This is a genomic window from Rhizobium sp. CF142, assembly GCF_000281145.1.
Classification (GTDB): Bacteria; Pseudomonadota; Alphaproteobacteria; order Rhizobiales; family Rhizobiaceae; genus Rhizobium.
Window position 1 is genome coordinate 1 of record NZ_AJWE01000053.1, and the last position, 22,815, is coordinate 22,815.

18 protein-coding genes, 1 tRNA gene and 1 pseudogene are annotated in these 22,815 nt (G+C 60.4%); 6 read left to right on the forward strand and 14 right to left on the reverse strand.

Translation table 11 applies throughout. The annotated features are described in order from the left end of the window. Both PMI11_RS13565 and PMI11_RS13570 read right to left on the reverse strand, forming a co-directional pair. On the reverse strand, positions 1 to 345 hold a 345-nt coding region (locus tag PMI11_RS13565), incomplete at its 3' end, for a LysR family transcriptional regulator (protein ID WP_007817839.1). A 109-nt stretch (positions 346 to 454) separates the two neighbouring features. Continuing rightward, complete coding sequence (locus PMI11_RS13570) at positions 455 to 1,786, reverse strand: DUF882 domain-containing protein (RefSeq protein WP_037071294.1); 1,332 nt, start codon at positions 1,784 to 1,786, stop codon at positions 455 to 457. A gap of 364 nt (positions 1,787 to 2,150) precedes the next feature. Here PMI11_RS13570 and PMI11_RS13575 point away from each other — a divergent pair, with 364 nt between their 5' ends. The 5 genes from PMI11_RS13575 to PMI11_RS13590 all read left to right on the forward strand — a co-directional run bounded on the left by PMI11_RS13575 (position 2,151) and on the right by PMI11_RS13590 (position 7,497). Continuing rightward, positions 2,151 to 3,455, forward strand: coding sequence for a hemolysin family protein (locus tag PMI11_RS13575; RefSeq protein ID WP_007817844.1), 1,305 nt, complete (start codon positions 2,151 to 2,153; stop codon positions 3,453 to 3,455). A gap of 112 nt (positions 3,456 to 3,567) precedes the next feature. Then, positions 3,568 to 5,469, forward strand: a complete 1,902-nt coding sequence (locus PMI11_RS13580) for a potassium transporter Kup (RefSeq protein WP_007817846.1) — start codon at positions 3,568 to 3,570, stop codon at positions 5,467 to 5,469. 215 nt (positions 5,470 to 5,684) lie between these two features. After that, entirely contained in the window at positions 5,685 to 5,852 is a 168-nt protein-coding gene (locus tag PMI11_RS37700; RefSeq protein WP_007817848.1) for a hypothetical protein, read from the forward strand. Between the two features lie 116 nt (positions 5,853 to 5,968). Next, on the forward strand, positions 5,969 to 6,172 hold the full coding sequence (locus PMI11_RS13585; protein WP_007817850.1) for a hypothetical protein: 204 nt from the start codon (positions 5,969 to 5,971) through the stop codon (positions 6,170 to 6,172). Positions 6,173 to 6,474: 302 nt separating this feature from the next. Further along, positions 6,475 to 7,497 (forward strand): GlxA family transcriptional regulator, encoded by a 1,023-nt coding sequence (locus PMI11_RS13590; protein ID WP_007817853.1) that lies wholly within the window; start codon positions 6,475 to 6,477, stop codon positions 7,495 to 7,497. A gap of 181 nt (positions 7,498 to 7,678) precedes the next feature. On the opposite strand, the gene PMI11_RS13595 is transcribed toward PMI11_RS13590, so the two are convergent. The 9 genes from PMI11_RS13595 to PMI11_RS13635 form a co-directional block, all read right to left on the reverse strand. Beyond that, on the reverse strand, positions 7,679 to 9,010 hold the full coding sequence (locus PMI11_RS13595) for a diguanylate cyclase (RefSeq protein WP_037071290.1): 1,332 nt from the start codon (positions 9,008 to 9,010) through the stop codon (positions 7,679 to 7,681). Positions 9,011 to 9,211: 201 nt separating this feature from the next. Next, positions 9,212 to 10,042, reverse strand: a complete 831-nt coding sequence (locus tag PMI11_RS13600) for a response regulator (protein WP_007817860.1) — start codon at positions 10,040 to 10,042, stop codon at positions 9,212 to 9,214. A 147-nt stretch (positions 10,043 to 10,189) separates the two neighbouring features. Continuing rightward, positions 10,190 to 12,703 (reverse strand): GcvT family protein, encoded by a 2,514-nt coding sequence (locus tag PMI11_RS13605; RefSeq protein ID WP_007817862.1) that lies wholly within the window; start codon positions 12,701 to 12,703, stop codon positions 10,190 to 10,192. A gap of 235 nt (positions 12,704 to 12,938) precedes the next feature. After that, the gene (locus tag PMI11_RS13610) at positions 12,939 to 13,214 is read right to left on the reverse strand and encodes a hypothetical protein (RefSeq protein ID WP_007817864.1); all 276 of its coding nucleotides are present in this window, start codon (positions 13,212 to 13,214) and stop codon (positions 12,939 to 12,941) included. A 101-nt stretch (positions 13,215 to 13,315) separates the two neighbouring features. Further along, the gene (locus PMI11_RS13615) at positions 13,316 to 15,949 is read right to left on the reverse strand and encodes a mechanosensitive ion channel family protein (protein ID WP_037071293.1); all 2,634 of its coding nucleotides are present in this window, start codon (positions 15,947 to 15,949) and stop codon (positions 13,316 to 13,318) included. A gap of 91 nt (positions 15,950 to 16,040) precedes the next feature. Next, entirely contained in the window at positions 16,041 to 16,598 is a 558-nt protein-coding gene (locus PMI11_RS13620) for a DUF924 family protein (protein ID WP_007817868.1), read from the reverse strand. A gap of 26 nt (positions 16,599 to 16,624) precedes the next feature. Then, the gene (locus tag PMI11_RS13625; RefSeq protein WP_007817870.1) at positions 16,625 to 17,680 is read right to left on the reverse strand and encodes a sensor histidine kinase; all 1,056 of its coding nucleotides are present in this window, start codon (positions 17,678 to 17,680) and stop codon (positions 16,625 to 16,627) included. A gap of 274 nt (positions 17,681 to 17,954) precedes the next feature. Further along, positions 17,955 to 19,400 (reverse strand): MFS transporter, encoded by a 1,446-nt coding sequence (locus tag PMI11_RS13630; protein WP_007817872.1) that lies wholly within the window; start codon positions 19,398 to 19,400, stop codon positions 17,955 to 17,957. 153 nt (positions 19,401 to 19,553) lie between these two features. Beyond that, entirely contained in the window at positions 19,554 to 20,633 is a 1,080-nt protein-coding gene (locus PMI11_RS13635; protein ID WP_051034574.1) for a glycosyltransferase family 2 protein, read from the reverse strand. Positions 20,634 to 20,822: 189 nt separating this feature from the next. Here PMI11_RS13635 and PMI11_RS13640 point away from each other — a divergent pair, with 189 nt between their 5' ends. Continuing rightward, positions 20,823 to 21,512, forward strand: a complete 690-nt coding sequence (locus tag PMI11_RS13640) for a methyltransferase (protein ID WP_007817876.1) — start codon at positions 20,823 to 20,825, stop codon at positions 21,510 to 21,512. A 15-nt stretch (positions 21,513 to 21,527) separates the two neighbouring features. On the opposite strand, the gene PMI11_RS13645 is transcribed toward PMI11_RS13640, so the two are convergent. The 3 genes and pseudogenes from PMI11_RS13645 to PMI11_RS13655 form a co-directional block, all read right to left on the reverse strand. Next, positions 21,528 to 22,142 (reverse strand): O-methyltransferase, encoded by a 615-nt coding sequence (locus PMI11_RS13645; protein ID WP_037071299.1) that lies wholly within the window; start codon positions 22,140 to 22,142, stop codon positions 21,528 to 21,530. Positions 22,143 to 22,407: 265 nt separating this feature from the next. Then, positions 22,408 to 22,483: transfer RNA gene (locus PMI11_RS13650), tRNA-Lys, on the reverse strand. A 126-nt stretch (positions 22,484 to 22,609) separates the two neighbouring features. Then, positions 22,610 to 22,815: pseudogene (locus PMI11_RS13655) on the reverse strand (PhzF family phenazine biosynthesis protein); the annotation flags it as partial.

The window sequence follows — 22,815 nt, forward strand, 5'->3', positions numbered from 1 at the left end:
CAGCAGCCGCTCGCCGATATCCTCGGGCGCGCCAAGCCGCACCACGCCACTGAGCTCGGGCATGATGAAACGCGAGACCGCCTCGTTGGAAAGCGCCAGGATGTTGCGCGCATAAGACAGCAGCATTTCACCATGCTGCGTCAGCGTCACCGAGCGCGCATCGCGGCGAAACAGCGTCACGCCAAGCTGCTCTTCGAGCTTCTTGATCTGCATGGAAACGGCCGACGGCGTGCGGAACACGGTCTCGGCCGCAGTCGAAAAATTACCGGTCTCTGCAATGGCCACGAAGGTGCGCAGCACGTCATTGTCGAGCAGAGGAATGGGACGGCGAAACGGGATTGTCATCGTCACATCTTTCAATTTTTCTGAATGACCGAGGATTATCATTCCATTTGATTGAAAGTCAATCTGCCCCCTATTTTTGTAGGGCGACCACCATCGAGCCTATTTGAGTTCAGCCCTCGGTGCCGAAACGGCTGGTCTTGAAGCTGGTTCCAGCCGCACCTGAAGCAACCGCCCTGCCTTTGCCAGCACCCTTCGGATAGGTATTGCCGATCATCGCAGGCGCCGTGAATTCAACTGACGTTTCCGGCGACCGCACTGCCCAGGCAATCAGCGCTCGTGCGGACATCTCGCCGACGCCACCCGAGACATGTTCCGACGCGGAGACCGGCAACACCGCGATCTGCTCGGCCGTCGGTGCGGGATGGGTCAGCCGGTCGGCAATATCTGTGGTATTGGTGGGCTTGCGACCAACGACGAAGCGCGTGAAATCCGCCGGGGCCGGCTGGACGGATGCCAGCACCGGCGCAACCGCGGGCACAGATGCGGGCGTCTCGCTTTCCACGGCCTCGATTTCAACAGGCCGCAGCACCGGCAGCGGAACGGTCAATGAGGCAAGATCGGCAAAGGCCCGGTCGGCAACCGCCTTGTCCTCGGGCTTGGCAAGCTGCGGCGCCAGTCCGATCTCGGCCCGCTTCTGCGGTGTCGGCAGCATGGCGGTGACAAGGCTTCCGGTCACGACGGGATCAGGTGCCTTCACAGGTGCGGCTGCGCGTGCCGTCAGCAGGATCGGTGCCGCTGCCTTTGGCGTTACGGGGGCATCGTCATCCTCATCCTCGCTTGCGGCAATCTCGATCGGTGCAGAGCGGATACCCTTCTTGCGCTCGGCAAGCGCCACCTGATAGCCCGGAAGCGGCCGACCATCCGCCGGCAGGTGGATCGTGCGACCGTCAGGGAACAGCCGTGCCAGCTCCTGGCGCGACATGCGCGGCCAGGCGCGCACATTGCCGACATCGAGATGCACGAAGGGCGAGCCCGATGTCGGGTAATAACCGACGCCGCCGACCTGCATCTGCATGGCAAGCGCGCGCAGCGTCGCAAGCTTGACGCCTGGAATATAGAAATCCATCGCCTTGCCGAGCATATGCTGGCTGCGCTTGGCGACACCGGTATTGCGCGAACGGTTGCGCAGCATGTTGTTGGTGGCAGACGAGCGATAGGCGGAAACGACGTGGATCACCTCCTTCGCCCCGCTCTTGCGATAGACTTCCCAGACGAGATCGAGCAGCCGCGGGTCCATCTTCGCCGGCTCGTTACGGCGCCAGTCGCGCAGGAAGCGGTTGATCTGGTTGAGGCCGCGCTGGTCGTACTTGCCGTTGCGCTTGAAGACGATCGTCGCCCGCTCGCCCGTATGCGTGAAGTAGAGCTTCAGCGCCCGGTCCTCGGCCGCTGCCTCGCCCGATCCGGCCATGACAGCAAAAACGAAGGCCGCAACGATCGCCATGCGATGAGCGACGACAGACAGAAACCACGCAGATGCGGTCGTCGGAATGGCGGCGATGGCTTGATGAAGGGACACAGACTTCGTCCTTGGTGCGAGACACGAAAACATCACAGGCACCGCACACGTGGGCGGCGTTAAGCCTTCATTATGGTCAACAGATCCTTAAGAGTGGGTTTATGAGCCACGGACTATATGAGGCGCCGTTTCAAGGAGATGCCGTCTCGCGGCTCTCCAGTTGCGCTAACTGCGAGAAGTCCCGCCACAATTATCTTGCCAAGCGCCATGATCTTTGATGGGAACCCTCGCAAAGCGAGGCGAGATCGCATAGTTTCGACGGATCATTGTCATCGAAACAGGCCAAAGTTTGTATACCGAAATAGCCATCGTCATCCTCCTCACCATCCTCAACGGCGTCCTGGCGATGTCGGAGCTCGCAATCGTCTCCGCCCGCCCGGCACGCCTCAGGGTTATGGCAGATCAGGGAAGCAGAGGAGCGAGACTGGCTCTGCGGCTCGCGGAGGATCCCGGCCGCTTCCTGTCGACGGTTCAGATCGGCATCACCCTCGTCGGCGTCCTGTCAGGTGCCTTCTCGGGTGCGACGCTCGGCGCGCGATTCTCCACCTGGCTGCTGGCGCAGGGACTTCCCAATGCCTGGGCAGACGGGCTTGGCGTCGGTACGGTCGTCGTGGCAATCACCTATCTCTCCCTCATCATCGGCGAGCTGGTGCCCAAGCAGATGGCCCTTCGCGCGCCGGAAGCCGTTGCCGCCAGGGTCGCTCCGACGATGACCTACCTGTCGAAGGCGGCTCTGCCTCTCGTCTGGCTGCTCGACGGCTCGGGCAAACTCGTTCTCGCCCTGCTCGGGCAGTCCGGAAAGAACGCCGATGGCGTCACCGACGAGGAGATCAAGACGGTTCTCGCCGAAGCCCAGAGTGCCGGCGTGATCGAGAGCGGGGAATCCGCCATGATCACCGGCGTCATGCGCCTTGCCGACAGAACGGCGCGCGCGCTCATGACGCCGCGGCGCGACGTCGAGCTGGTCGATATCGAAGATTCCGCCGAGGAGATCCGCAAGACCATCCAGTCGACCTCGCGAACGCGACTGCCGGCCCGCAAGGGCAGCTCCGACGAGGTTCTCGGCGTTCTCGCCGTCAAGGATTACTACGATGCCCTTGAAGCCAACCGGACGGTCGACATCATGACGCTGGTACACGATGTTCCGATCATCTCGGATCTCGCTCCCGCCTCCTCGGTGATCGAATCCATTCGCAAGTCGTCACAGCATATGGTCTTGGTTTTTGACGAATACGGCCACTTCGAAGGTGTGATCACCTCAGGCGACATCCTCGAATCGATCATGGGCGTCTTCGGCGACGCGGCTTCCGGCGAGGAACCGGCGATCAAGCGACGCGAGGATGGCTCATACCTGGTTTCCGGATGGACGCCGATCGACGAATTTTCGGAATTCATGAACTTCCCGGTCGATGAAGACGTCGAATATCAGACCGTCGCCGGTCTCGTTCTGGAAGAACTGAAGCACCTGCCCGAGCTCGGGGAGACCTTCGTCAAGAACGATTGGAAATTCGAGGTGATCGACCTCGACGGGCGGCGCGTCGACAAGCTTCTCGTCAGCGCGCTGACGAAGGACGAGGCACGGGCGGAGAACTGATCGGTACGATCTTCTAACGCCCCCTCACGCGATCGAGTGCCATTCTCAGCCTTACGCCCCATATCTTTCATTCCGAACAGCCTTCAGGGCCGACAACCATCAAGGAATATCCATGTCCGCCACCACTCACGACGCAGACCGGTCTCATGCAGGCCAGCAAAAGTTTGCGGCCCTCCTGCTCGGGGCGATCGGAGTGGTCTATGGCGATATCGGGACGAGCCCGCTCTACGCCTTCCGCGAAGCGCTTCGGCCCTTCGTCCATGACGGCGTCACCTCAAACGAGGTCATCGGGCTGATCTCGCTGATGATCTGGACGCTGACGGTCATCGTCACGTTCAAATACGTGCTGTTTCTGCTGAGGGCGGATAACGAAGGCGAAGGCGGAACCCTTTCCCTGCTGGCTCTCCTCATGAAAAAGACCAGCCGGCACGCGACCATCTTCTTCTTCGCAGGCATCATCGGCGCAGCACTGTTCATCGGCGACGCGATGATCACGCCTGCCTTGTCGGTGCTGTCGGCGCTCGAAGGGCTGAAGCTCGTAACTCCGGTCTTCACGCCCTACATCCTGCCGATCGCCGTCGCGATCATGCTGCTCCTGTTTTTCGTCCAGTCGGTCGGCACCGCGTCCGTGTCGAAACTCTTCGGCCCGATAACGCTCCTGTGGTTTGCGGTGATGGGCCTTGGTGGACTTGTCCACATCGCCGACGATCCCACGATCTTCGCAGCACTCAATCCGCTCTACGCCTTCGACTTCATCACCCATGCCGGCCTCATTGGCCTTGTGGTGCTCGGCGCCGTCTTCCTGACGGTGACGGGCGCCGAGGCGCTCTATGCGGACCTCGGCCATTTTGGCAGGAAGCCGATCCAGGTCGCCTGGTTCGCAGTGGTCTTCCCATCCCTCCTCCTCAACTATCTCGGCCAGGGTGCGCTTGTGCTTGCCAACCCGCAGGCTGCGTCTGATCCCTTCTTCCTGCTGTTTCCGGAATGGGCGATCCTTCCGGTGGTCATTCTTGCCACCGCCGCCACCATCATCGCCAGCCAGGCGGTCATTACCGGGGCGTTCTCTCTTGCCCGTCAGGCGATCCATCTCGGCTTCCTTCCGCGACTGGAGATCTGCTTCACCTCAGCCTCCAACACCGGCCAGATTTATGTCCCGGCCGTCAACATGGCGCTACTTATTGGCGTGCTTGCCCTGATCTTCGCATTCGGTTCCTCCGAGGCCCTTGCCACCGCCTACGGGATTTCGGTTACTGGTGCGATGGTGGTAACGACGATCCTGTCCTTCCAATTTCTCCGCGTCGTCTGGGGATGGAACGTGCTCACGGCACTGGCAGCCCTCCTGCCGCTCCTCGTCCTTGAAAGCATCTTTCTCGGCGCGAACCTCCTGAAGATCCACGACGGCGGCTATGTCCCGGTCCTGATCGCCGGCGCGCTGATGGTGATGATGTGGACCTGGAAGAAGGGAACCCTGCTGGTGCGCCAGAAATCCGCCAGCAACGACGTACCCCTGATGCAGTTTCTGGCGTCGATCGAACGGAAGTCGGATCACGCTCCCGCCCAGGTCCCTGGCACCGCGATCTTCCTGACCAGCCTCCCCGACATGACGCCCGGCGTACTCCTGCACAATCTGAAGCACAATCGCGTTCTTCACGCCCGCAACGTCATCCTCAATGTGAAGACCGCCCCGCGCCCCTATGTGCCGGAAACGGATCGGGTGACGATCGAAAAGCTGTCGGAGCGCTTCATCAAGATACAGCTCCTGTTCGGCTTCATGGAGGATCAGGACGTCTCCAAGGCCCTGCCGCTCTGCCGCAAGGCGGGCTTCGATTTCGAGATCATGTCGACCTCGTTCTACGTCGGCAGGCGCAAGCTCGTCGGCGATCCGAATACCGGCCTTCCGGCCTGGCAGGACCGGCTCTTCATCGCCATGGCCGGCTTCGCCATCGACCCTTCGGACTATTTCCAGCTCCCCAGCAACCGTGTTGTGGAGCTTGGAGAGCAGATGGTCATCTGACCGCGGCTGCGTGGATCGTCCCCGCCGTCCACCCGTTTATGTATCGCCCGACAGGCTCGAAGCGCTGCCGAAGGCAGCCCGTCACAGCCATTCTACGCGCGCCCTCATCTTTCAATTTCTCTGAACCTAAGACCCAGTTCATTTCATTTGTTTGAACCAGCCGCAGCACCTATATTTTAGTTGTGACGATGAGGCTGAAGAAAAGGAGGCCGATCATGTCGCAGACATTAGGCTTCAACATCCTCCAGGCCTTCTTCGCGTTTCGCGCGCGCATGTTTCGGGTGGCGGTACGCGAACGGATCAGGCAGGAAATGAAGCATTATCCGCCGCATCTTGCGGCCGATATCTGCGCCCTGCCCGCCCTGGACGAGCAGCAGCGATAGTTCAAAATCGCTTATGGTACCCATGAAATCTATTCGTTTGAATGATGAGTGCCGCAAGCGCATATTTCACTTCAAGGATACGGCAATCCTGTATCTTGCAAGGAAAGGAAACGGCAATGACCTCAATGACCTACAGAGATGGCGGCAAGGGCCTGTCGTCCTATAGCAGACATTCCTCGTTCGGCTCCTATGCCGATAAGCTCGTGCGCGCATGGCGCCGGTGGCAGACGGAACGCCAGATCGAATCCATGCCTTTCGACATCCGCAAGGATATCGGTTGGCCGAGCGCCGATGAGACCGGCAAGGACAGAGCTCACTAACGACAGGGCTCATGAATGCAATACCATGCAATGAATGCGACATACCTCCCAAGCTAGAGGCGGTGCCTGTCCCAAGCAGCACCGCCTTTTTCATATCCGCCGCCTGCCTTTTCCCTGGTGAATTTCACAGGACTACGCCCCCACAGCGACGCCTTTTGCTTCGCTCGCGCCGCAAATCACTGATCATGTCGCAGATTTGCTCTTCCTAGCCGCATTTATCCATGCCAGTGTCGCTTTTGGGACATCGGAACGACGCATTCCACGCGACCAATATGCAGTCGCCCTCGAGCATGGATTTTCCAATGAACAAGATGCAGCTCAAGAAACGTTCCGTAGTCTTCTTCATGGTTCCGCAATTCACCATGCTGCCCTTTGCGGCGGCGGTGGATACTCTGCGGATCGCAAACCGCATGCTCGGCTATCCGGCCTATACATGGCGCCTGAGCTCGGTCGACGGCGAAAAGGTCTATTCCTCCTGCGGCATCGGCGTGGAAGCCAATTCATCGCTCGCCGAAGAGCGCCGCCATCTCGGTGGCGAAAACCGGCCGGGCATGGTGCTCGTCTGTTCCGGCATCGATGTCGAGACCTTCAACAATAAATCCGTCAATGCCTGGCTGCGCGAATCCTATAATCGCGGCGTCGCCGTCGGTTCGCTCTGTACGGGCGCGCATGTGCTTGCCCAGGCAGGTCTCCTGAACGGCAAGCGCTGCGCGATCCACTGGGAAAACCTGCCGGGCTTCTCCGAGGCTTTTCCACAGGCCGAGGTCTATGCCGACCTCTACGAGATCGACAACAATCTCTACACCTGCGCCGGCGGCACGGCATCGCTCGACATGATGCTGAACCTTGTCGGCGAGGATTTTGGCGAAAGCCTCGTCAACCGCATCTGCGAGCAGCACCTGACCGATCGCGTGCGCAACCCGCACGACCGCCAGCGCCTGCCGCTACGCGCCCGCCTCGGCGTCCAGAACGCCAAGGTGCTGTCGATTATCGAACTGATGGAAGGCAATCTCGCCGAGCCGCTCTCGCTGCTCGAAATCGCCGAGGGTGCCGGCCTGTCGCGCCGCCAGATCGAACGCCTCTTCCGCCAGGAAATGGGTAGGTCCCCCGCCCGCTACTATCTCGAAATCCGTCTCGATCGCGCTCGTCACCTGCTGGTGCAGTCTTCCATGCCGGTCGTCGAAGTCGCCGTCGCCTGCGGCTTCGTCTCCGCCTCGCACTTTTCCAAGTGTTATCGCGAACTCTACCAGCGCTCACCGCAGCAGGAGCGCGCCGATCGCAAGATGACCATGGCCACCGCCCGCCAGCAGGCAGTTGCGGCCTGAGCCACAACGACGGGCACCCCAATGGAACAAGAAAGGCGGCTCATGGAGCCGCCTTTGAGATTCTGACGACGGCATTCCCCTGCTCCGCCATGGTCAGGCTTATCCCGAGCATCTGCTACCGTTTGGATATTTTGATGTAGCAGGTATCAGGCACAGGGCCGAAGATGACGACCGAAGGCACTTACTGCGCCGCCTCTTCCGTCATCTTGGCATCGGAATAGACAAGGTTTCGCCCCTTGTGCTTGGCCATATAAAGGAACTGGTCTGCCGCGTTCAGATAGTTCTCGAAGGTCTCGTAGCCGGTGATCTCGGCAACACCGATAGATACCGTCACCGACAGTTCCTCATCGTCGGCCGTAACCGTGAGGCGGGAAATATCCGAGCGGATCTCATCGCAGAGCTTGGTGGCCGCCAGCGAATCCATCTGCGGGAAGAGAATGGCGAATTCCTCGCCGCCGAGGCGCGAAAGAAGATTGTCGCTGCCTTCGAAAATCGTCTGCAGCCTGTCTGCGACAGCCTTCAGCACCTTGTCGCCGATCTCATGGCCATAGGTGTCGTTGAGGCGCTTGAAATGATCAATATCGAGAATGGCGACCGCGCTCGGCATCTTCAGCCGCAGGCATTCGTTCACCAGTTTCGGACCGTTGTCGTAGAAATAGCGCCGGTTATAGAGGCCGGTCAGGTAATCGCAGGCCGCCGCCGCGCGCAGCTGCTTCATCTGCGTCAGCGTCTCGACATTGTTGGCAATGCGGCATTGGAGCTCTTCGGCGACGAACGGCCGGTAGACGAAGTCGCTGGCGCCGGCCTTCAGGAAGCTTGCCGAGAGCATGCGGTCGTTCGAGGAGGAAACGCCGATGACGCGCAGCTTGTCAGAGCCGAACCGGTGGCGGATGCGCCGCGTCAACTCATAGCCGCTCATATCGGGCATATGGTGATCGGTGACGACAAGCTCGATATCGCTATAGGCCTCGAGTGACGCAATCGCCTCGAGCCCGGAACTCGCTTCGACGACCATATATTGCTGGGCCTTCAGGAGATCGACCAGTACCTGACGCGCCGATGAAACGTCGTCGACAACGAGCACCCGCGTCCTGCGGTTCATGATCGCCCGGCGCACGGTCGCGACCAGATTGTCGAGCGCGAATTCGTTATCCTTCAGCACATAGTCTATGACGTTGCGCTCGAGGATGCGGGCGCGGGTATTGAGATCGAAGGTCGCTGTAAAGACGATGGCCGGAATATCGTGCTCGATCGTGCAGTCGAGCGCCTCTCCATAGGGCGAATCCGGCAGGTTCAGGTCGACGACGGCCATGCTGCAGCCGTGGCCGTCCTGCGAGAGCGCTTCGCGCAACGCTTTCAGCGAGGAGCAGCAGACAACGCTGAGGTTGAGTTCGGTCTGGAACCGATGGCGGAGCACGGCGGAAAACATCCGGGAATCCTCAACCAGAAGTATGCGAATTCCTCCAAACCGAGGACCTGCATTCTCCCGCTGAAAATCCCCCTGGAATGTCACAGCTGCCTACCCCTCCGCACGCCCGAGGGGGTCGACTCGCCCCCTCTTGCCGTGCCGGACGATAGCCGAGGCCTCCTCTTCCGTGAAGAGGCAAATGACGGCAACAACACCTGCGATTGCAGAAATATGAGCTTCCGTCATGTCTTTCAGGTGTGGGCCGATCACGGAGCCGTTTCCCTGCACCCGATCTTTGCGGCAGGGTCAGGCAACAGCCCGTTCCTTGCGCATGGACTGGATCTGCAGGAGCGTATCCAGGTTCTGGTTGACGCGGCAGTAGAACTCTTCGTCGATGAACGGGCGCAGCATGAAATCGTTGCCGCCGGCCTTCAGGAACCGCGCCGAAAGCAAGCGGTTGGAAGAGGAGGAAACGCCGATGATGCGCAGCTCGTGCGAGCCGATCGAGGCGCGGATGCGGCGCGTCAGCTCGAAACCGTCAATATCGGGCATGTTATAGTCGGTGACCATCAGGCCGATATCGCGGTTGGCCTTGAGGATTTCGAGCGCCTTGGCGCCGCTCTCGGCGGTGCTCACGCGGAAATTATAGCGCTTCAGGCGGCTGGAAAGCAGCGCGCGGGCCGTTGCGCTGTCATCGACGATCAGCACGTGATGGCGATGGTTTGTGAGGAACCGACAGATCGATTCCGCCAGCAGGTCGACGGCAAAGATATTGTCCTTGAGGATATAGTCGACGATATCCTTGGCGAGCAGCTTGTCGCGCATGCCTTCATGGAAGGTGCCGGTGAAGACGATCGTGGGAATCGATAGATCGACCAGATATTCCAGCGCCTCGCCGTTTTCGGCGCCCGGCAGGTTGATGTTGGAGATCGCGAGCGTAATCGGATCGGAAGACTTGTCGTAGGAAAGCTGCAGCTCTTCGAAGCTGCGGCAGATCTCGACATCGATATCGAAGAGCTCCTTCAGGCGCTTTCCGATCATCGACGTGAAGACGTTGGAATCTTCAGCGAGGATAATACGCGCGCCGGCAAACATTTCTCCGGAATATTGCATCCCCGAAATACCTAGAAACGCCATGGCAAACCTTTAAAGTGGAAATTCTGTCCCCGAACGAAACGGTTACATGAATTCATTTGAATAATTATTAATCGGCTTGCCATAGCCAGCTATGAAAAAGGCGGCCGATGGTGCGGCCGCCTTTTTCTTGTCAATATGATTAAGAAATCACGCCCGAAGTGCGGCGTTCTCCGTATCGAACGGGCTCTCGCCGACGACGGTGGCGTTGTAGGTCGTGCCGAGGATCTTGATCTTCAGCTTCGTGCCTTCCTTGGCGTAATCGGGCCGCAGCATGGCAAGCGCCAGCGAGCGGTTGATACGGAAGCCGAAGGTGCCGTTGGTGGCACGGCCAACCAGCTCTCCCGCCTCGTTGTAGATCGCCTCCGAACCGCGCGCGTCGACATCATTGCCGGTCTCCACGACGAGCGTCGCGAAGTTCCACTTCAGGCCCTTTTCCTTATAGGAAAGCAGGCCGTCGCGGCCGAGGAATTCCTTCTCCGGCTTGATGAAGCGGTCGAGGCCGGATTCATAGGCATTGTATTCGATCGACATTTCGCGCGGGATCAGGCGGTAGGATTTCTCCACCGACATGGAGAGCATGGCGCGGATGCCGAAGGGCTTGATGCCGAATTCGGCGCCGGCTTCCATCAGCTTGTCGAAGATATAGTTCTGCATCTCGATCGGGTGATGCAGCTCCCAGCCAAGCTCGCCGACGAAATTGACGCGCAGCGCATGGGCGTTGGCCGCACCGACAGAGATCTCCTTGCCCGAGAGCCAGGGGAAATCCTTGTTGTCGAGGCTGGTGCGCGTCAGCTTCTTCAGGACATCGCGCGACTTCGGACCGGCAAGCACCAAGACACCATAGGCCTGGGTGATCGGCGTGAACTTCACGCTGCCGTCTGCCGGCAACAGCTTGCGCATATAGTCATGGTCATGCGCCTCATAGGCGCCGGCCGAGACGAGATAGAAGGTGCCGGGCGCGCTTTCATAGACAGTAAATTCCGCGCGCACGCCGCCTTCCTTGGTCAGCATGTGGCAGAGCGCGATACGGCCGCGCTTCTTCGGAATCGCATTGGCAAAGATCGATTCCAGCCATGCGCGCGCACCGGGGCCGGTGACCAGCGCCTTGGCGAAAGCCGACATGTCGAGAACGCCGACATTCTTGTTGACGTTCATGACTTCGTTGCCGACATGCTCGAAATAGTTCGAGCGGCGGAACGACCACCGTTCCAGAATGCGGCCGTCTTCGGTCGGATCCGAATGATTGTGGTTGGTCAGCACATCGGCGCCGACGCCGATCTGGTCCTTCGGCAGATCGTAGCCCTCAGGCGCAAACCAGTTCGCGCGCTCCCAGCCATAGACGGAGCCGAAAACGGCACCGAGCTTCTTCAGGCGCTCGTAGACAGGCGTCGTCTTCAGCGGACGGGCGGCTGCGCGCTCCTCATCCGGATAGTGCATGGTGAAGACGTTGGCATAGGCTTCCTCGTTCTTGGCGATGAGGTAGCCTTCCTTGGCATAGGGGCCGAAGCGGCGCGGATCGACGCCTATCATGTCGACGGTCGGCTCGCCATCGACGATCCATTCGGCAAGCTGCCAGCCGGCGCCGCCGGCGGCGGTGATGCCGAAGGAATGGCCTTCGTTCAGCCAAAAATTCTTCAGGCCCGGTGCGGGGCCAACGATCGGGTTACCGTCAGGCGTATAGGCGATGGCGCCGTTATAGACCTTCTTGATGCCGACTTCGCCGAAGGCCGGCACGCGGGCGATCGCGGTTTCGATATGCGGCATCAGGCGCTCGAGTTCTTCCTGGAAGAGCTCATATTCGCTGTCATCAGAGGGACCGTTGACATAACAGACCGGTGCGCCCTGCTCGTAGGGACCGAGCAGCAACCCGCCATTTTCCTCACGCATGTACCAGGCGCTGTCTGCTTCACGCAGCACGCCCATTTCCGGCAGACCCTTGGCCTTGCGGGCCAGGATATCGGGATGCGGCTCGGTGACGATATACTGGTGCTCGACCGGGATGACCGGAATGTTGATGCCGACCATATCGCCGGTCTTGCGGGCGAAGTTGCCGGTACAGGAGATGATGTGTTCGGCGGTGATCTCGCCCTTGTCGGTCGTCACCTTCCAGAGCCCGTCAGCCTGCTGCTCGATCGCGGTGACCGTCGTGTTGCGGTAGATCGTGGCGCCGCGGTCGCGCGCGCCCTTGGCAAGCGCCTGTGTCAGGTCCGCCGGCTGGATATAGCCGTCATCGGGATGCTGGATGGCGCCGAGCAGCCCATCGGTCTCGCAGAGCGGCCAGATTTCCTTCACCTGCTCAGGTGTGAGAATATTGACCTTCACGCCAATCGTCTCGGCAATGCCGGCATAGTACATGAATTCGTCCCAGCGATCTTTGGTGCGGGCGAGACGAATGTTGGAAACCTTGCTGAAACCGACATTCATGCCGGTTTCCTCTTGCAGTTCCTGATAAAAACGGACGGAATACTTATGGATCTGGCCGACCGAATAGCTCATGTTGAAGAGCGGCAGCAGGCCGGCTGCATGCCAGGTCGAGCCTGATGTCAGCTCCTTGCGCTCGATGAGCACGCTGTCGCCCCATCCCTTCTTCGCAAGGTGATAGAGCGTCGAAACGCCGACCACGCCGCCGCCGATGACCACTGCCCGCGCATGTGACTTCATGGAGAAATACCCTCTTTTATCGAAGTCCGGCAGCCCATACCGGACGAACTCCCAATATCCGGCGGCTCAAGCCGGACGAACCATCTTCGCGAACTATGCAGCGAGGCCTGCGTCATGAGAGGCCTGTTTACGACATGCGAAAAGCTTGCCGCGACGAGGCGCAAATAGACAAGCGTCAAAAGCCGCAAGGCTCAAAAATTCATAAAAATCGATAGTGGCCGGGCCGAAGCCGCCGTCACTTGATGACGGCGGAACCCTTGACGATCTCGATCGTCTCGTCGCCGGAAAGCCCGATACGGTCGCCATCAGGCGTCGTCATGAAGCAACCGGAGGGGCAGACCCGTTCGGATGCGCCGGCATCGACGACGACTTCGACGCGGTTGCCGCCTTCGGTGACGGTCAGCACCACGGCTGCATCATCCTTGTTGGTAACGGAGGCGGCCAGCGCCAAAGGTGCTGCGGAAAGGAGAAGAAGAAATGCGACTGCGGTTCGTGTCACGGTATGCGACATGGGCTACACGCCCTCCCCTGGAGCGCTCGTCGCTGCCCCAGCAGCGATCGATTGCATGAGGTTATAGCGCAAGACCCGTGAATGAGCGCTGAATGACCCGTTCAGCCTTTGAGCTTGCCGTCCGCCGTCTTGCCGCGCAACTGGCGCACCGGCCGCTCGTCTTCTACCGTCTCTATTTCCTTGACCTCGTCTTCAGCCGCAGCCTCCTCGGGCTCATCAGGCTTTTGGACAAGCACCTTCTCCGCATCTGCATTCGCCTGCCGGTGAATGGTCAGATCGCTCTGCGGCAGCGGGATCTCGATGCCCTCCGCCTTGAAGCGCCTGAGGATCTCGATCCTCAGATTGTTACGCACCGTCAGGCCATCGCCCATATCGGCCAGGAAGAAGCGCAGCTCGAAATCGAGCGAGTAAGGCCCGAAGCGCAGGAACTCGACATGCGGTTCCGGATTGCGCAGGATCAGCGGCACGGCCGCCGTCAGTTCCAGCAGAATATCCATCACCTTGCGCGGATCGGCCTCATAGCTGACGGAAACAGGGATTTCCGAACGTCCGAGCTTGTTGCGATGTGTCCAGTTGCCGACGAGCCCGTTGATGAGCTCCGAATTCGGCACGATGATCGACTGCTTGCGGAAGGTCTCGATTTCGGTCGCGCGCACCGAGATGCGCTTGACGATGCCTTCGGCCGTTCCCGAAACGACATGGTCGCCCACCTTGAAGGGGCGCTCGACGAGCAGGATCAGGCCGGAGACAAAGTTGGAAACGATGTTCTGCAGGCCGAAACCGATACCGACCGACAGCGCCGAGGCAACGAGCGCAAGATTGGAAAGGTCGATGCCCGCCGCCGAGATGCCGAAGATCGCCGCCACGCCGACGCCGAGATAACCGATGCCGGTCTTGACCGAATTGCGCACGCCGAGATCGACATGGCTGCGCGCCATGACATTGCTGTCCAGCCACTTCTGCACCCAGCGCGTCGCGAGATAGCCGCCGGCAAAGAGCAGGATGCCGGTGAAGATGCCGAGCAGCGAAATGCTGATGCCGCCGAGCCGCACCTCTGTAAACAGCCGGTAGGCAAGCAGCTGCAGGTCCTGCACATGGAAACCCCAGAGCAGCAGGATCAGCGGAATACCCGTCAAGAGAGCCACCGCATAGATCAAGAGGCCGACGACCAGCCCCACCTGATCGATCGCCACCGGCCCGAGCTTGAAGCGGGTTTCCAGGAAACGCCCGAGGAACGTATCGCCGAAATTATCCTGCCGCGAGATCGCCTTGCCGAGCAGCAGGCCGATATAGGTCGTCACGATGATGGCGCTGGTGATGATGAGCTGGGTGGCGACGAAACGCGCCAGACCCACGTAACCCGAGAGCGCCGCAAAGATGAGGCCCGCACCGAAGACGCGCAGCAGGATCGCCATGCCGCGCGGCCAGTGGCGGCCCGGCGCATCGGGATCACCATTCTTCGCCAGCATCGGTTTTCCGAAGGACACGGCAATCAGGATGAGGCCGATGATCAGCGCCGCAAGCAGGCTGCGCACGACGGTCAGGACCAGCGGCGATCCCATCGCCTCGCCGATGGCGCCGAAGAGATAGTCGAGCGCGTTGACGACGGCCATGGCGATCAGGCAGTAGCCGACCGAGCGGGCGCCGAGATTGGAAAGGCGCACCAGCCGCCACGACGGATCATTCGGCGCAAAGACGGCGTTGACGAAGCGGCCGACGAAATAAACAAGGCCGATCGAGCCGAAGAGCGCGCCGATGACGGGCGTGATGTCACTCCGCAGCACATTGAAGCCGTCGAGGAAGATCAGCGACGTCACCAGCAGCACATCGAGCGCCGCCGTGCGGATCAGCGTCGACCAGAAGGCAAAGGCAAGCCGGCTGATATAGGACGGTTCTTCAACATGGACGTCGCGCCGCAGATACTGGCCGAAAAGCCGGTAGCCGCCAGAGAGCAGGATCAAGGCCGTCGCGAGCGACAGGAAGATCGCCGCAAAAAGCGACAGGCTCTTGAACTTCCATACGAAGGTGATCCAGCTCGAAAACGTCTGGGAAAACTCGCTCACTTCCTGAACGAAGGCGCTGGTCGCATCGTCGAAAACGGAGACGGAGATTTCGGTGCGCCGGAACAGCGTATCGGCAAAGAGCTGGCGGCGCGTCGCCGTGATCACGTTGGAAAGCTTGGTGATTGCGATCGACAGGTTTTCCGCGTCACCCGTTACGGCATTGATCTGAGAGCGTTCCGATGTCAGCGCATTGCGCTCCTCGGTAACGATCTGCGCTTCCGGCGGCTGCCCGTCCTTCGGCGGTTCGCCAAGCTCGGCCAGGCGGCTCTTGATCTGATCGAAACGCGGGCGCAGGCTGACGGAGGTGGCGATAACGCCGCGGCCGAGTTCATCCGTCTGGCCGGCAAGCTCGACCAGAGCGTCGTCATTATCGGCATTCTGCTTGACGCGGTCCTGCAGCGAAGCAAGCTGGTTCTTCGCCTTGTCGATATCCTTCAGCGCTTGGTCGAGCGCGCTGCTGGCAAGGGGCGCCTCGGCCGTCACCGGTTGGGCCGGGGTTGCCCGGGTCTCGGTTGCTTGGGTCCCAGTTGCCTGAGCCGGGGCCGTCTGCGTCTGGGCCTCGGCCGCAGGCTGCGGGGCCTGCGCGAAAGCGGCTTTTCCATCGAGATGCACGCCGGCAACAGCCAGCGACAACAGAAGAACGGTGCGAAGCAGCCAGTGTGTCAAGCGCAAGAAGTCCCCGCGTGGATTCGTCTCATCAGGTCATTGACCGCTTCTTATAGGAAAGAAAGGCGACAGAAAGGCGGAATTTCCAGATAACGGCTCAGAAACCGGAGCCGGGAAGCGCCAGATACGCCAGTTCGGCCTCGCTCGACTCCCGTCCGACGATAGCATTGCGATGCGGAAAACGCCCATATGTGGCGATCACGTCGCGGTGGCGGAGCGCATAGTCACGGAACTCCTCATCGCCGAGCGCGGTAAAGAGCGCCACCGAACGATCCTGTTCGGCGAGGTCTTCCGCATGCTCGAACGGCATGAAGAAGAAAGTCCGCCGGATGCCCTCGACGGCCTGATCGGCGCCGACGGCAAGCGCCATCTTCGCCTCGCGCAGCGCCAGTCCATCGGTCGAAAAAGCAAGCGGCGTTGCCCGGTAGATATTGCGCGGAAACTGGTCGAGCACGATCACGGCGGCAAGCCGGCTTTCAGGACTGGAGCGCCATTCCTCGGTGACCTGAAGGGCAAGCGACAGGTGGGTTGCGCGAAATCGCGACCGGATTTCCTCGTCCAGTTCGGCGCTCGAGCCGAACCATTCCTTCCGGCTGCAGCGGACGAACCAGAAATCATAGACTTCGCCGGGCGTGCAGACGATATCCGTGTTCATGCCCCTCCCCGGCGTCAGCTTACAGTTTAGCTTACTGTAAAGACCAGTATCGCCTTCGTGCCGCGATGCTCCGGATCGTAACTAAGTTCGGATTTCAGGCTGCCGGCCATCGCGGTCAAGATCTTCGAGCCGAGACCGGTTCCCTTCGCCGGGCCGGAAGGATCAAAGCCCTGGCCGGCATCTTCGACGGTGACCCTGAGCACATCGCTTTCCTGCTCGACGATAACATTGATCTCACCCGGGCTGCCGTCCGGATAGGCATATTTGAAGGCATTGGTGACGAGTTCGCTGACGATCAGGCCGAGCGTGATGACCTTGTCGGTCGCCAGATTGACCGGCTGGGAAGTCAGCACCACGCGATGCGGCCGTTTCTCGTCGCGCATCGAGGCTTCGAGTTCGGTCAGGAGGCTGCTCAGATACTCATCCACCTGCACCGTGCCGACCTGCCGGTTGGTGTAGAGACGGCGGTGGACGCTGGCGATCGCATTGATGCGCATCTGCGTTTCCTGCAGCGCGTCGATCGCCACCTGGTCGCTGGTCATGGAAGATTGCATGCGGATCAGCGCGCCGACGAGGCCGAGGCTGTTGGCGATGCGGTGATTGACTTCGGCAAGCAGCATTTCCGCATGGTCACGCTGCTGGCGGATCACCTCCTGCGCCTGCGCCGTATCGCGGCGGAAGCGCGCCCGCTCCAGCCCCTGTTCGAGGGCCGCGGCCAGAAGATCGAAATAATCGGGGGAAATGCCCTTCAGAACATAATCGTCGGCGCCAGCCTTCAGCGCTGCGACCGCAATGCTCGTATCGCCGGAACCCGTGGCGTAGATGACCGGTGGATGATCCGGCATTTCCATAATGCGCGGCAGGATCTCAAGCCCGGTTTCGCCCTTCAGGACATGATCGAGAACGACGGCTTCGATACCGCCTTCGGAAAGCATCGCAAGGCCGGTCGCTCCGTCGCTCGCCCATTCGAGCTTAAAGCCGCGACGGCCGAGATTCTTCCGCATCAGCAGCGCAAGCTCTTCGTCGTCATCGATATAGAGGATACGGATCGCTTCACCCGTACCGCCGCTGGACTCGCTCATTCTGCCTCCGGGCATTTTCCCGCAGCAATACCGGCTGTGAGGCCGCCGAGTCTTTCTGCATGAGACTGTCGTATTGCATCGACAGGCGCGCGTAAACAGCACCTGTCCTTTGGTATGATGTGACGCCTGATGCCAGACGGATCGAAGGAGAATGCCATCGAGAATGTCGACCCCTGCCCGGCTGCGGCCGGAAGCCCCTCTAATAAAATCGCGAACACAGATACTGAAAATCAGGCCGTTAACGCAGGGAAAGGCAAATGGTTCCGAGGGTAAGTCAGCTTTTTTGAAAGCGGCGGTGGTGTGAAACTTCGGCACCCGCATCGGCTGAAAGCTGCAGGAAGCGCAGGCAGGACAAAAAGCCGATCATGCCAACCACGAAGAAAGCCCAGCGGAAGTCACCAAGAACGGGGTCCGCGGCACCCCGAAACCCCGCGGAAATGTTGAGCACGGCGGCCGCAACGGCAACGCCAAGCAGCATGGAAATCTGCTGCAGCATGCTCGACAGCGTCGAGGCCGAACTTCTCCGCGCCGGGCCGATATCGGCAAAGGACAGCGTGTTGAGGGCCGTAAATTCCATCGAGCGGGAAAGCCCGGCAATGAGGAGCAGCGCCGAGATGACGACCTCGGGAGTATCAGGTGTCAGAAAGCCGCAGGCGACGATCGAGCCGGCGGCGATGACGCCGTTGAAGAAGAGCACGTTGCGGAAGCCGAAATACCGCAGCAGCGGCGTCGTCACCACCTTCATGCCGAGATTGCCGAGGAAATAAACCAGGAGATAGGTGCCGGCGGCAATCGAGCTCAGGCCGAAGCCAAGCTGGAAGAGCAGCGGCAGCAGGAAGGGCGTCGCATTGATCGCCACACGGCAGGCCGTACCCGCCGAAAGCGTCGTCATCGAGAAGGTCTGCACCTTGAAGGCGGCCAGATCGAGCAGCGGATTGTCGACCCGCAGGAAGTGCCGCGTCGCCATGACGGAAAGCACGATGCCGGCGGCAAGCAGCACGACGAGGGGCACGAAGCCGGCCTGTGCTTTGACTGACAGTTCAAGTGCAGCAAGCAGCAGGGTCAGCCCGGCCGCACTGAGGAAAAAACCCTTGATATCGAGCGGCCCGACCCGTTCCTCGCGCTGTTCCGGCACGAAGCGCAGCACCAGCGCGATACCGATGAGGCCGATCGGGATATTGATCAGAAAGTTCCAGTGCCAGCTGGCATAGGTGGTGATGAAGCTGCCGAGCACCGGGCCGACCACGGGTGCGGTCAGCGCCGGCCAGGTGATCAGCGCGATCGCCTGCACCAGCTCGGACTTGCGGGCGTTCTTGAGCACGATGATACGCCCGACCGGCGTCATCAGCGCACTGCCCATACCCTGTACCGCACGGGCAATGACGAATTCGGTGAGGCTTCCGGACAGGCCGCAGAACAACGATGCCGCAGTGAAGACGGCAATGGACACGAGAAAGACGCGCCGCGCGCCAAACCGGTCGCCGAGCCAGCCGGAAAGCGGAATGAAGGCCGACATGGTGAGCATATAGACGGTGATGCCGATGCTCATGGCGACCGGCTGCACACCGAAGCTCGTCGCCATCTGCGGCAGCGAGGTGGTCACGATCGTCCCGTCGAGGATCTGCATGAAGAAGGAAACGGCAACGACGAGCGCTACGATCTTCGCCTGGCGGACGCTTGCCGCCTCATCTATGTTCTCACTCGTCTGAACTGCAGTCATCGATCTGCCAAATGCGAATTCCGGATTGCGCGGGAAAGGCGGGAAAACCGACAGGGCAAGCCGCGCGGAGGGATACAGTGTGCATACGCCCCTTATGCCGGATCGGAAAGGTCAAATGCCGCCAGGTCCGAGACTTTTGTCAACAATCCGAGATCAGCGGCCAACAGCCGCCTCAATCGGGTTCGCGCTCACGCTTGCCGCCGAAAGCCTGCCGAGCTCCGACCTGCGGCTGGCGGTATCGAGTTCGGAGAAATCGTCGGGCAATTCGGACGTGACCTCGCCTTGCACCACGCAGTCGATCATGAACATCGGCCGGCGCTTATGCTCCTGCACGAGGCGACCGACATATTCGCCGAGCGTGCCGAGCGCAATCAGTTGGATGGCGCTCAAGGCCGATACGGCAGCCATGATGCTCGACCAGCCGGTAATGACATTGCCCTCGAACCATTGCACGAGCGTATAGATCAAAAGCCCGACCGCAAAGACGGCCGAGATAAGGCCCATCCAGGCGCTGACGCGCAGCGGAATGATCGAGAAACTGGTGATCGCATCGATGGCGAAACGGATCATCTTGCGCAGCGGATATTTCGTCGCCCCGGCATAGCGGGCATCACGCGTATATCGCAGTGCCACCTGCCTGCCGCCGATCCAGCTCACCATGCCACGGATGAAGCGGTGTCGCTCCGGCATGTTGAGGAGGATATGCACGATCCGCGCCTTCATCAGCCGGAAATCGCCGGTATCCTGCGGGATCGAGATGGAGGTAAGCCGCGTCAGCAGCCGGTAGAAGACAGAGGCAGTGATGAGCTTGAATTTCGTCTCGCCCTTGCGCTCGCTGCGCTGCCCGTAAACGACATCGGCGCCCTGATCCATGATCGCCATCATCTCGGCCAGCAGTTCCGGCGGATCCTGCAGGTCGGCATCGATGAGCAGGACGCGCTCGCCGCGCGCAACCGCAAGGCCGGAGGTCGCCGCAAGCTGGTGGCCGTGATTGCGCAGAAGCTTGACGCCGAGCACCTGCGGAATGTCTGCCGCAAGCCCCGATATCACCCCCCATGTATTGTCGCTGGAGCCGTCATCGACGAGGACGATCTCGAAGGATTGACCGACAACGGCTTCCGCCGCCGCCTTCGCCCGCCGGCAAAATTCGCTCAAGCCTTCGGCTTCGTTGTAGCAGGGCGCGACGATGGAAAGCTTCGTCTTCACGTCAGCACCATCAACGGGTTTGCCCATTTTCACCGAATCTCCTTGCTCCCCGCGGGGCAGCATGACCAATCGCCTGAAAGCACACAAGACAGAGCACCCCTGCCCTGATGATCGGAACCCGTGCCTCCGGCGATGGTTTGATATCACGCATCTGCTTTGCATATTCTAAAGGCGAAGCCGCAAGGTGGATTGCGGAGCATGAGCACAGGAGGCGTCATGCAGAATGCAGCACCCGATCTCGGCCGCAGGGCCGCCGAAGCCAACGCCAAGTTTCTCGTGGCCCTTGCCGTCATTGTCTTCCTGGTGGCGGGCACGCTCGCCTATTGGCAGGGCTGGCTGTTCATCATCAATTTCGCCGCCTGGTCAGCCGGCTCATCGGTCTATTTCTATTATCGAGACCCGGCACTTCTGGAAAAGCGCATGCGCGCCGGCCCGGCCGCCGAAACGGAGCCGGTGCAGAAGCGCATCCAGCTCTTCACCAGCGTCGTGATGGTCGCGCTCATCGTGGTTTCAGCACTCGATTATCGCTTCGGCTGGTCGACCGTTCCGGTATGGGCAATCATTCTCGGCAATCTGCTGATCTCGGCAGGCTTCCTGTTCATCGTCTTCGTCCTCAGGGAAAATACCTTTGCCTCGGCCACCATCCAGGTCTCTGAGGACCAGAAGGTCATCTCCACCGGCCCTTACGCTCTCGTGCGCCACCCCATGTATGCCGCCGTCCTGCCGCTGGCATCAGGCATTCCGCTTGCCCTCTCCTCCCTGTGGGGCCTGATCATCGTGCCGCTGATCTTCATCGGCCTGATCCTGCGCCTCCTCGACGAGGAAGGCCATCTGCGCCGGAACCTGCCCGGTTATGAGGATTATTGCCGCAAGGTGAGCTACCGGCTGTTTCCCGGCCTCTGGTGAAAATCCGCCTGATACTCAGGGCTCGTAGCGGCTGACCTCCAGCCCCGATCCGACCGGCAGCAGCACGCTGGTAATCCCGGGCTTGGCGCGGATGGCCCGGGCATAGATCTTCACGTCTTCGGTCGTAGGATAGATCATGTTGTCCGCAACGATGACTGCACCCGCATTAAGCTTCGGGTAGAAGGCTTCGAGGCATGGCAGGTAGAGATCCTTCCAGAGATCGACGAGCACGAAATCAACCTTGCCTCGCAATTCACGGATCATGGCGACCGCGTCGCCCACCCTGAAATCGATATGGTCTGCAAGCCCGGCCTTCTCCGCCATCGTCTGCGCGTGGGCGGATTTGTAGCCATGCACTTCCATGGTGATCAGCCGCCCGCCGGTTGCACGCGCAGCTTCGGCGAGCCAGATGCCGGAATAGCCGAAGGAAGTGCCGAGCTCGAGAATGGTCGGCGCCGTCAGGCTTCGGACGAGAATGTTGAGAAACCGCCCCGTCTCCGGACCGACCGCCCGCATCCGCTGATCCTGCCCGCCATCGCGCCCGCCCGGCGCCTCCTGGCGCAGTGTGCCACGCTCCTCGTCGATCCGCTGGTGATAGGCACCGAGCACATTGAGCACCTTCTCATCCAGCCGATGTTCGCCGAGATTGTTCTGTTTGTCATCGCTCATTGCCATTCCTCCAGGGATAGGCTTGCGACGGTAGATGCCGCAGCAAGGACTTCGCTCCAGCGAGTTAAATACCGGGGGCGCCTTGGGGCAAGGGCAGAATATTTGGAAAGAGAAGACCGCTGATTCCCGCAAACAGAGGCGGCGGACTCAGAAGAACAGAAAAAGCCAGCAAGCCTTTGATATCAAAGGCCTTGTTTCTGGCTTCTGTTCTCTTCGAAGGAGAATTTGGTGGGTGATGTAGGGCTCGAACCTACGACCCGCTGATTAAGAGTCAGCTGCTCTACCAACTGAGCTAATCACCCGTCCGCGCTTGGCTGCGCGGTGTGACGGGGCATATAAATAGGATCGTCCGGCTTGTCTAGCGCCCCGTCGAAAATTCTTTGGTTAATTGCAAAGTTTTTTTGTCAGGAGCTGGAAATGCAATGAAATCAAAGGTCGAGCGTGCCGGTCGCAATCCGCACCGCCTGACCGCCTATCCGGGCATTCGAGATGCCCCCGCCTTCGATATCCATATGCAGGTGGATGAAGGACGGACGGCCCATTTCCACGCCCTGCTCGATGAGGATCGGGTGATGCCCGTCCGTCAGCCGGTCGAAATGGTTGATCGCGCCCGAGAGAGCGGCGGCTGCCGAGC

Bases quoted from the DNA above. Each gene is read 5' to 3' on its own strand.
- PMI11_RS13570 (WP_037071294.1), bottom strand. From the start codon at position 1,786: ATGGCGATCGTTGCGGCCTTCGTTTTTGCTGTCATGGCCGGATCGGGC.
- PMI11_RS13580 (WP_007817846.1), top strand. From the start codon at position 3,568: ATGTCCGCCACCACTCACGACGCAGACCGGTCTCATGCAGGCCAGCAA.
- PMI11_RS37700 (WP_007817848.1), top strand. From the start codon at position 5,685: ATGTCGCAGACATTAGGCTTCAACATCCTCCAGGCCTTCTTCGCGTTT.
- PMI11_RS13585 (WP_007817850.1), top strand. From the start codon at position 5,969: ATGACCTCAATGACCTACAGAGATGGCGGCAAGGGCCTGTCGTCCTAT.
- PMI11_RS13590 (WP_007817853.1), top strand. From the start codon at position 6,475: ATGAACAAGATGCAGCTCAAGAAACGTTCCGTAGTCTTCTTCATGGTT.
- PMI11_RS13600 (WP_007817860.1), bottom strand. From the start codon at position 10,042: ATGGCGTTTCTAGGTATTTCGGGGATGCAATATTCCGGAGAAATGTTT.
- PMI11_RS13605 (WP_007817862.1), bottom strand. From the start codon at position 12,703: ATGAAGTCACATGCGCGGGCAGTGGTCATCGGCGGCGGCGTGGTCGGC.
- PMI11_RS13610 (WP_007817864.1), bottom strand. From the start codon at position 13,214: ATGTCGCATACCGTGACACGAACCGCAGTCGCATTTCTTCTTCTCCTT.
- PMI11_RS13620 (WP_007817868.1), bottom strand. From the start codon at position 16,598: ATGAACACGGATATCGTCTGCACGCCCGGCGAAGTCTATGATTTCTGG.
- PMI11_RS13625 (WP_007817870.1), bottom strand. From the start codon at position 17,680: ATGAGCGAGTCCAGCGGCGGTACGGGTGAAGCGATCCGTATCCTCTAT.
- PMI11_RS13630 (WP_007817872.1), bottom strand. From the start codon at position 19,400: ATGACTGCAGTTCAGACGAGTGAGAACATAGATGAGGCGGCAAGCGTC.
- PMI11_RS13635 (WP_051034574.1), bottom strand. From the start codon at position 20,633: ATGGGCAAACCCGTTGATGGTGCTGACGTGAAGACGAAGCTTTCCATC.
- PMI11_RS13640 (WP_007817876.1), top strand. From the start codon at position 20,823: ATGCAGAATGCAGCACCCGATCTCGGCCGCAGGGCCGCCGAAGCCAAC.